The organism is Candidatus Phytoplasma stylosanthis (assembly GCF_032886435.1).
Classification (GTDB): Bacteria; Bacillota_I; Bacilli_A; order Acholeplasmatales; family Acholeplasmataceae; genus Phytoplasma; species Phytoplasma stylosanthis.
Map to the genome: position 1 here is coordinate 18850 of NZ_JAUZJP010000005.1, position 9839 is coordinate 28688.

The 9839-nt window shown below is 20.8% G+C and carries 8 protein-coding genes; 4 read left to right on the top strand and 4 right to left on the bottom strand.

All coding sequences use genetic code 11. The features are described from left to right. Positions 1 to 413 (top strand): hypothetical protein (locus tag Q8777_RS01365; RefSeq protein ID WP_318676467.1); only part of this gene is annotated, 413 nt, incomplete at its 5' end. A gap of 245 nt (positions 414 to 658) precedes the next feature. Here Q8777_RS01365 and Q8777_RS01370 read toward each other — a convergent pair. Both Q8777_RS01370 and Q8777_RS01375 read right to left on the bottom strand, forming a co-directional pair. Beyond that, positions 659 to 1912, bottom strand: coding sequence for a hypothetical protein (locus Q8777_RS01370; protein ID WP_318676469.1), 1254 nt, complete (start codon positions 1910 to 1912; stop codon positions 659 to 661). Between the two features lie 343 nt (positions 1913 to 2255). Further along, entirely contained in the window at positions 2256 to 2903 is a 648-nt protein-coding gene (locus Q8777_RS01375) for a uracil-DNA glycosylase (RefSeq protein WP_318676470.1), read from the bottom strand. A 1693-nt stretch (positions 2904 to 4596) separates the two neighbouring features. On the opposite strand from Q8777_RS01375, the gene Q8777_RS01380 reads away from it, so the two are divergent. Together Q8777_RS01380 and Q8777_RS01385 are read left to right on the top strand one after the other, a co-directional pair. Next, positions 4597 to 4833: a hypothetical protein gene (locus Q8777_RS01380; RefSeq protein WP_318749369.1), complete on the top strand. Its 237-nt coding sequence runs from the start codon at positions 4597 to 4599 to the stop codon at positions 4831 to 4833. Positions 4834 to 5145: 312 nt separating this feature from the next. Continuing rightward, complete coding sequence (locus Q8777_RS01385; protein WP_318749368.1) at positions 5146 to 5592, top strand: group II intron reverse transcriptase/maturase; 447 nt, start codon at positions 5146 to 5148, stop codon at positions 5590 to 5592. A 1044-nt stretch (positions 5593 to 6636) separates the two neighbouring features. Here the strand turns inward: Q8777_RS01385 and Q8777_RS01390 are convergent. Together Q8777_RS01390 and Q8777_RS01395 are read right to left on the bottom strand one after the other, a co-directional pair. Further along, entirely contained in the window at positions 6637 to 7044 is a 408-nt protein-coding gene (locus Q8777_RS01390) for a hypothetical protein (protein WP_318676477.1), read from the bottom strand. A 308-nt stretch (positions 7045 to 7352) separates the two neighbouring features. Then, positions 7353 to 7895: a hypothetical protein gene (locus tag Q8777_RS01395; RefSeq protein ID WP_318676478.1), complete on the bottom strand. Its 543-nt coding sequence runs from the start codon at positions 7893 to 7895 to the stop codon at positions 7353 to 7355. Positions 7896 to 8870: 975 nt separating this feature from the next. Here Q8777_RS01395 and Q8777_RS01400 point away from each other — a divergent pair. Further along, a partial coding sequence (locus tag Q8777_RS01400) for a hypothetical protein (protein ID WP_318749367.1) occupies positions 8871 to 9839 on the top strand: 969 nt, incomplete at its 3' end.

A 9839-nucleotide genomic window follows, 5' to 3' on the forward strand; every position in this document is an offset into this window, starting at 1 on the left:
CCGCTTTAGTTAGCTCCAAAGATTATGGAAGTTTAATATTGAAAGTACATTTCCATCTTAAATCACACACTTCACCCAGTCAATCAACTCTTTCCCTTAAAGATGTTTTGACTCAAACTGATTTAGGTTTTTTAAAAAAAATTAACAAAGAAGAAATAATTAATAAAATCAAAAAATTGAATCCAAACTTAAAAGTAGATAATCTTGTTGTAGAAATATTATTAGAAGAAAATAAGGCTAATATTAAATCCAATGATTTTAATGGAAAAGTAGATGTTTATTATGATTCAGACAAAAATATTATAGAAAAAAAAGATGAGATAGATAAATTTCAGATATTTACTTTTTTTATTATTTTTATTTTTACATTTTTTTTACTTATTATTTTAATTCTTTCGGCTGTAAAAAAATAAAAATTTATTTTTATATAAATAAAAAAAAATATATTCTATCTCATTTTTACTGTTAAAATATAAATATCTTTAAAAATTTTTTATTTAAATCTTTTTTATTTCTAATTAATATTAATTTTATTTTAAATTATTTCGATTCATAAAAATTTATGATAAAAATAAAAAATTAAACTAAGCAATTTAAATTAAATATGAAATATTTTTTACTAATATCAATATAGAATATAGCTTAAATTTAATAATTTTTAAAAATTTAAATCGTGTTTAACAGTAACTCCATTAGAAAATATAGTTTGGAATATTTCATTTGTATTAGGGAAGTATTCATAAGAAACATAAAAATCTTCTTTAAAAATTTCTTTAGTTAATAAATTAGTTTCTGGATCATATTCTCTAATTACACCATCTGGTAATTTTTCTTTTATTAATACACCTCTCTCGGAATCAAATTCTTTAATATGTTTGCCATCAGCTGAAATCCATTTAATTAATTTATTATTTTCTTTATTATATTCTTTATAAACTTTTTTTTTAGTGCCATCAGGAAAAATTATTTGTTTTATTTCATCTGAATTTTCTTCAAATTCTACTATATTCTTATTAGATAAAGTTATTTTTGTTATTTGGTTATTTTCGTTATATTCCTTTATGGCTTCTATAATTTTTCCATCTGGAAAAATTTCTTTCATTAAAAAACCATTTTTTTTATCATATTGTTCGATTTTACCGTCTGGCATTCTTTTTTCAATAATTATATTTTCTTTATAATCATATATTTTTATTTCTCCATTAGGTAAAATTTCTTTTATTAATTTATTAGTATATAATCCATATTCTCTTATATAATTATTATTTAAAATAATTTTTATTAATTTCTTAGAATCCAGAATATATTCTTTGATAATTTTTTTATCAGGTGATATATCTTTAAAATAAAAATTAAAATATTCTCTTATTGTTCCATCATAAAAGACTTCTTTTTTTAGACAAGTATTATATTCTTTAATTGTTCCGTTTTTATTTTTTTCTTTTAATAAATGACCGTTTTGACCATCATATTCTTTTATATTTTTTTCGAAATCAATTAATTTATTTATTTTTCCTTTTACATAATTATATTCTAATTTTGTTAAATCTGGGGAAATTATTTCTATTATATCAGGATTTTCTTCTTTATATATTATAGAAATATTCAAAGGTAACTTATTTAACATTAATCTTTTTTTAGATTCTAAAATTTCTTCTTTATCAATGTTACTTTTTATTTCTTTTGAATAATTATTATCATTTGATTTATTATTTAAAGATTCTTTTTCTATAAAGGAATTTTTATTATCTCTATCTAAAATTATATTTTCTTCATTTAATTTTGAATTTTTTTTTCTATTTTGTTTTTCTTTATATTTGAATATTTGAAATAAGAAAAAAGATATAATTGAAATTAATACTAAAAAAAATATTTTGTTTGAAATATTATTGCTATTTTTATTTAATTGCAAAAATAACCCTTTCTAAAATGTAAAAATTAATAAATTTAATAAAAAAAGAAAAAATTTATTTTTAAAAACTAAAAAATCAATATTTTTAAAAAAAGATATTTAAACCTTGTTTATTATACAATAAAAATATAGATTTATAATTACAAAAATAAAATTAATATGTGGTTGGTTTGATGTGTAGTAAAGAAAAAACATGAATTTAGTTTTGGTAACCTTTGTGACAACGCCCTTTTTAAAAGATCAGAATTTTATATGGAACTTTTAATAGTCACACAGAATATTAAAAGATCAATATGAGTAACAGTTTAATTAAAAAATTAATGAAATAATATTCAAAAAGATATTATTTTTTCAAATTCCAATTTATAGGTTTAATATTATGATAAATTAAATATTTATTTGTTCTAGAAAAAGGTTTAGAACCAAAAAAACCTCTATGAGCAGAAAAAGGAGAAGGATGAGGGCTTTTAATAATATAATTATTTTTTGTATTGATATAAGAAGCATAACTTTGAGCAAACTTACCCCATAAAATGTAAACTAAATTTTTTTTTTGATTTAAACATTTGAAAATATTTGTTGTAAAATGTTCCCACCCAATATTTTGGTGACTTAAAGGTTCATTTTTATTGACTGTCAAAATAACATTTAATAATAAAACTCCTTCTTGAGCCCAAACAGATAAATCATTATTCATAGTGATTAAACCAATATCTTGTTTTAATTCTTTAAAAATATTTTTTAAACTTGGAGGAGTCTTAGCATTAGCAACACTAAAAGATAAACCATGTGCCTGATTTAATCCATGATAAGGATCTTGACCTAAAAGAATAACTTTTGTATTATGCCAAGGGGTTAATTCAAAAGCTTTAAAAATATTATGATAAGAAGGAAAAATTTGTTTTTTTTGTTCTATTTGTTTTCTTAAAAAAAATAATATATTTTTAAAATATTTTTTTTGTTTTTCCTTTTCAATAATTTGTTTCCACATTAAATTATATTCATTTCCTTTGTGAAATTATTTGTTATAAACTATCTATTTATATTTAATTTTCAAATAATAATTTGAATTTAATAAATTAAAAATGAATAAATTACTACATTACATTTTATTACATGTTTTTATAATTTTTTAATATAAAAATAAATTTTTTTATATTAAAAAAATATGTTTTTTTTTAATTTAAACCAATATTTTTTTATTTTTCAAATTTTTTAAAATATACAGAAACACTTTTTTTTAGAGATAATAGAATATTATATTCACTAGAATTTTAATTTTTTAAAAAAATGTTTGAAAAAAAATTAATTAAATAAAAGAATTAATTCAGTTTTATTTGAATTTATTTTGAGATAGTTTTATAATCTATTAGACCAAAATTACGGCGTAAAAATTAAGAAAAGAGAGATAAAATAAAAAGGGGAAAGATTTGTTTTCAACCTTTTTTCTTTTTTATCATATTCAATATCTAATTGTTAGGGTGCCGAAGATCCCTCTTTATAGTGTTATTTAACCAATAACCAGTGCCGATAAACAATTGAAAGGATAGAAAAACGGTTCATTAAAAGAAAGAATAATGAATTATAGCAGTTCCTAAAAGCGGATTGAGACTAAGTAGTTAGTCCAAGAAGATACCAAAACCAAATTATTCTACGGAGAAGCCTGCAATTGCCTAAGAATAAAAGGAGATGCAATACTAAAACCTGTTTCTTAAACTACTGAAACTAGCAAGTCCAGAGTCTATCAATATATGTAAATAGTATTGGATAGTTTATCAACAAATAAACCTGGAATATCACCAACAGTCAGGAAAGACATTAAAACATAAGTGGTTACTTCCCCCTAAGGAATGAAGGTAGATAAAGGGAGGAACTTGTAGATTCCTAAACATCACCGTTTAAGCGGTTAAAAGACAGAATAATAATAAGACCGTCGATGCAAGAAAAAAAGAGACTTTTAGTAGTCGGTGTAGTTAAATCTTTTTTTGGAATAATAAAGTAAATCACCCACCCAGGACGAAGGTTAACAATCTTCATAGGGTGAAGGAAGTCAGATTTATAATGTAAATTCAGTTTGTAAAAAAGGATATTGATATTAATGCAATCAACCTTTTAAGCTTTCGAACTTACTGAAAAATATTCAGAAGAAATCTTTAAACAACAAATCATAAAAAAAGAATTACAAAAAGGGATGTAATCCTTAGACAACACAACAATTGTATTCAACAAAATAGACACAAAACAAGGAGCAGGAACACATCATGGGACTTATGCGAAAACAATTAACGGTAAAGAATTTAGAATATATTGAAAAACTAAAAAATAGCTATAAATTAAACAAATATCATCCTAAACCTGCAAGAAGATTATACATTACAAAAACTAACAGAGAGAAAAGATCCTTAGGAATTCCAATAATCGATATGACAGAGTAAATCAACAAAAGATTTATCAACTACTTAATCCATTCTACGAAATAAAATTCTAAAAATGGAGTTTTTGATTCAGACCTGGAAAGTCCTGTCATGATGCAATAAAACGCGTTAAAAAGAGATTCAAAGGATTGGAAATGGTTAATAAAGATTGACATTAAAGGATAATTTGATACAATCAACCATCAAAAATTAATGAAAATATTGTGTTAGCGATATCTATAAAAATAAAACCCTCCAAACCATTAACAAATGGCTAAAAAAAGCTGGAGTAATGGAAAACTACCAATTTCAACAAACTTATTCAGGCTCTCACCACAAGGTGGAATTATTTCCTCACTATTAGTCAATATTTATTTGAATCAAATAGATAAAAAAATGGAAAAAAGAATAGAAAGAAGGATGCCTATTAAAAAACACAACCCCGAATATGACAAATTATATAAAAAAACAGAAGAACAATTAAAGTTGACACAAATATTAACCTAAACCCAAATCCAAGAGTATAATACATCCGTTATGCGGATAACATGATAATTGGATGCGGCGTAACAAGAGAGCAAGCAGAGGAAATTAAAAACAAAATAATCAACTGGTTGGAAGACTTAAAACTTACAATTGCTTATGACGAATCAAAAAATTGTTCCTACATACAAAGGTACCAAATTTCTCTTCTATATGATTAAAATTAATCCAACAGCGACAAACAACAAAAAGAAAACAACAAAGAAATCACGAAATGGGAAAGTAAGAATATTAATACCCAAAAGGATGAAATAAAAAAACAAATGTTCAAAATGGATGAAAAAAGAAAAATTATTCCCAATAAACAACTACATGCTAGAGACACAGATTAGAGAAATAATCCGCTCATATAAATTAAATGTAGAAGGAATAATTAAATACTTTGTATATAGAGAAAATTTAAGCCAACCAATGAAACTGGCTTATGTAGCTGAATACTCATGTTTAAAGACCTTGGCAAGCAAGGATAAAACTTCACTTGCGAAGAGAGTTAGGAAGAAATTGAAGATAGGTAAAACCTGGGGTATAAAATACACCACAAAGGGTAAACCTAAATATGAAGTTTGGACAGAATACAACTGGGAGAAAATAAAAAAGATGAGAAATTATAAAGGAATAAACCCTGATATAATCCCAAATCTTAACATTTATCTCGGAAAGAACTCATCTCACACAGACCGCTTAAGAGCGAAAAAATGTGAACTATGCCAAAAAAAACTGTAAATTGTAAATTCATCATATGAAGACAGTACGTGATAGGAACTGGCAAAGTATCTTGAATAAAAAGACTATTAAGCTTTGCAAAGATTGTCATAGATATAAAACCAATCAAAAAATAAACAATTTCAACCAAAAAAGATGAAATTAAAAATTAAAATAAAAGACATCTGAATAACAGCAGAATATATATCAATATATATATTGATATATAATAGGTCTCCTCCAAAAGGATTTATAAATGGGAAAGCCGTATGCTTGGAAAATTGCTAGTACGGTTTGGACAGGGGGCTTGTTTGTAATAGAGAGAAGAAAGAACAAATCCTGCTTTCGAAACGCAAATAATCTATCCATATATTTAAGTTAATAGTTAATAATAAATAATTAAATAAAAAAAATAACTAACTAATATGATTTCACAATTTTAGTAATTTAGTTAAAGTTTTAATTTACCTAAAATTATCAAAAAAAGTGTTATTCAGAATATTGAAAACTATTAAGTCAATTAATTTTAATTTATAACCTGAAAATTAACTTTGTTCTTATTAATTTATAAATTTAAAAATAGAAATTATCTGAATTAAAAATAGAATGATTTTTTAAACTATGTAAAATTTTTTTTATAATATGAAATGAAAAATTTATTTGAAATCCTAACAATTATATTTCAAATTATTAAAAATTTTTAAATATTATTTTAATATCAAATCAATTACTAGCAAAATTGAAATATTTAAAAATATTTTTTTGGTTATGAAAAAATAGTTACTATAAAAAAGTATTAAAAATATTTTTTATATATAATTGTTATTTATCAAAAAAAAATAAAAAAGAAATAAAAAATATAAAAATGAATAACATTAAATTCTAATGTTTCTTAAATAAATAATGTATTTTGATTTTTATATTAAACCTCTAAATAGAAATTAGAAATTATATAGTTACAAAATATAATATTAAAAACCAAGAAGTAAAAATTGTAATATATTTTTTAAAAAACTTTCGTTAAGGAAGTTTTATAATTTTTATAATAACATTTTATCTATTTTTTTATTCTATAATTTTAATATAAGGTTTCAAATCGAAAGTTACTTTTTTTATATTTTTTGCTTTATTCTTTTTTATAATGCTTTTTGGTTCTGATATTTTTTGTTTTATTAAAAATATTTGTTGATTTATTTGAAAAATTTTTTTTTCTAATATATTAATATTTTTTTTATCTTCTAAATTTATTTGAACTTTATTTTTATAATAAAAAATAATTTCTTCTATTTTATTTTTTTCAACTATAGAATCAAATAACTTTAATTTATAGTCCCAAATATTAGGTTTTATATCATTTAAATTATTTTCTATCGCTTTTACTTTAATATTATCATTTAATAATAACAAAGGTATAAAGAGAATAAATAAAAAAATAATTATATTTTTTAAATTGTTTTTAATTTTAATTGTCATTTTAATAAATTTTTCTTACTTTCTAACTTTTTTAAATAATTTTATTTACAAAATTTAAATGCTTTATAATTATAAATATATTTTTTAAATTTAATCAAACATTTTTTTGTTTTTTAATTTTTAATGTTTATTTTTTATTTTTATTAATTAAACAAAAAATGATTTTTTTATTACTTTAGAAATATTTTTTTAATTTTATTTGAATTACTTCTTTTCGCTGCTGATTATAATTATTTTTTATTATAAATTTTATAACTTAAACATTATAATTAACAGTATATATTAAAATTTTTTCTAAAAAATATTTTTTATTTTATTATTAGATATTTTTTAAAAAATATAATTACTTTATTCATATCAAGATTTTTCGGTTTTAAATTGCCTTGCTTATTTAAGCACATAAAATTTTCATGGTACCATTTTTTTAAATATTGATATCTTTCAAAAGATAATGAATAATAAGAAAAATAACTTTTATTATTTATAACTAATAAAGATTTATAAATTTCATACCATGGTAAAGATGTATTATAAGGAGAAAAGTTTTTTATTTCCCATTGAATACAACATTCTAAAATTATTAAAAAATTTGTATTAACTGTAGTATATTTATTTTTTTGAGCGTAAAAAGAATGAAAACTATTAATATAATGACGTCGTTGATTCATTTCTAAAAACCATTTATGTATAGATAAATTAAAATAATTACGTCCTAAATCTAAAAAAGGTTGCATAGCTTTATTTTTAATATCTTTATTTAAACAGTGATCGTACATACCAAATTCTTTTCTTAAAGAACATAAAGAAATATCTGGAGTATAAGGATATAATTCATAAGGTATTATTCTCATTAAAAACTCTTTTCATATAATTTAATTTAAATATTTTTTATTTTTAATTAAAAAAGCCTTTATAAAAAAAATTATCTTTCTATATTTATCTTTTAAATTCAATGACATTTTTAATAACAAAAAAAAGGGAATATATTTTTTATTAAAAAATTATTTTTTTGAAATTATTATTAACTTTCTGGTTAAAGGACATTTTTTTAAATATTAACAATGTAATTTCTTTATTTTATAATATCATTTTCTTTTTGATAGATAAACTTATTAATTTTTTAATAGATATATAATTATTTAAATTTTTGAATCTGCTAATTTGTTTTTATATAAAATTATTTTCTTGTAGTGGTCTTTTATCAAATTTTTTCCCTATTTATTGACATTTTTTTATTTCTTGAAAAGAATAAACCATTAATATTATATATTTTTTTATATTATTAATATTTATTTTTTATTTCATGTTATCAAAATGTAACCTCTTAATTTTGTTGTGTAGTGAATGGGCGTTGACCCATCAAAACGTAACCCTCTTTAAAAGAAAAAATAAAGTAAAATTAGTTTTTACTAAAAAAACAGTTTGACTTTTTTCTTTTTTATTAACTTTTATTTTACAAAAGTATTTTTATATTTTGTTGAAAGTTTATTGATAAAAATAAAATTTTAATTTAATTAAAAAAATAAAAAAATATAAATTTAAAAAATAAAATATATTATTTTTTAAATTTAAAGTTTAAAAAATTAAAAAATATTTGTTTTTTAACTTTTTTTGGGTTTTTTGAGATTATATATGATATAATTAATTTATATAAATACGGAAGTAATTGGAATAATTTATTTAGTTAATTTATTTTTTATAAAAAAAATTATTTTACATAAATTAATTTAGTTTAAAAAATAAAAACATTTAATTTATAATAATATTCTTTTAATTTTTTAATAGTCTTTTTAATAAAAATAAATTATAATTAGAAAACTATATAAATGAGAAAAGATAAAAATTATAAAAAAATTTTTTTAAATATTTTTTATTTTGTTTTTGTTTTTATTTTTTGGTTATTAATTTCTTTTAATAATTTCAATAAAATTGAAGCACAACCAACACATGGAATTGTATTACCGCATCACAAAAAAAAAAAATATTTATCTAGTGTTCTTTTAAATACAGATTTAGGAAAATTAGATAATATTGATGATAAAACTATTATAGATGCTATTATAAATTTAAATCCTGCTTTAAAAAAATATAATCTTCAAATTACGTTAACTAGAAATCAAGAAGTAGAAGTAAGCGCACCAAATGACTTCTTAGGTATTGTAAAAGCTTCATACCTGATCAAGCCTCCTTTGTTTCCTGTTTTTACAAAAACAGAACTAGGATTTTTAGAAGATGAAGAGCCTAGAACTATTAATGAAGCTATTTTAAGATTAAATCCTAATTTAAAATTATATAATCTTCATATGACACCGCCGCGTAATAAAAAAGCAGAAATAAGTTTTCCAGGTGACTTTGTAGGTAGTGTAGAAGTTACATATCAAATTAAACTTCCTTTAAATAGCGTTTTGAAAAATAAAAATTTAGGTTGGTTAGATAATAATGAACCTCAAACAATAAAAGATGTTATTACTGGATTAATTACTGTATTAATTCCTAATTTTGATTCAAACGATTTACAAATAACTCAGATAACTCCAACAAGTGCTCAAATAAGTTCACCTTCTTATTTCTTAGGTAGTGAACAGGTAACATTCCAAATCAAACCGTCTTTCAGTAATGTATTATCAAGAAAAGATTTAGGTTGGTTAGATAATAATGAACCCCAAATAATAAAAGATGTTATTACACAATTGATTCCTGGTTTAAATCCAGCTGATTTACAAATAACTCAGATAACTCCAACAAGTGCTCAAATAAGTTCACCTTCTTATTTCTTAGGTAGTGAACAGGTAACA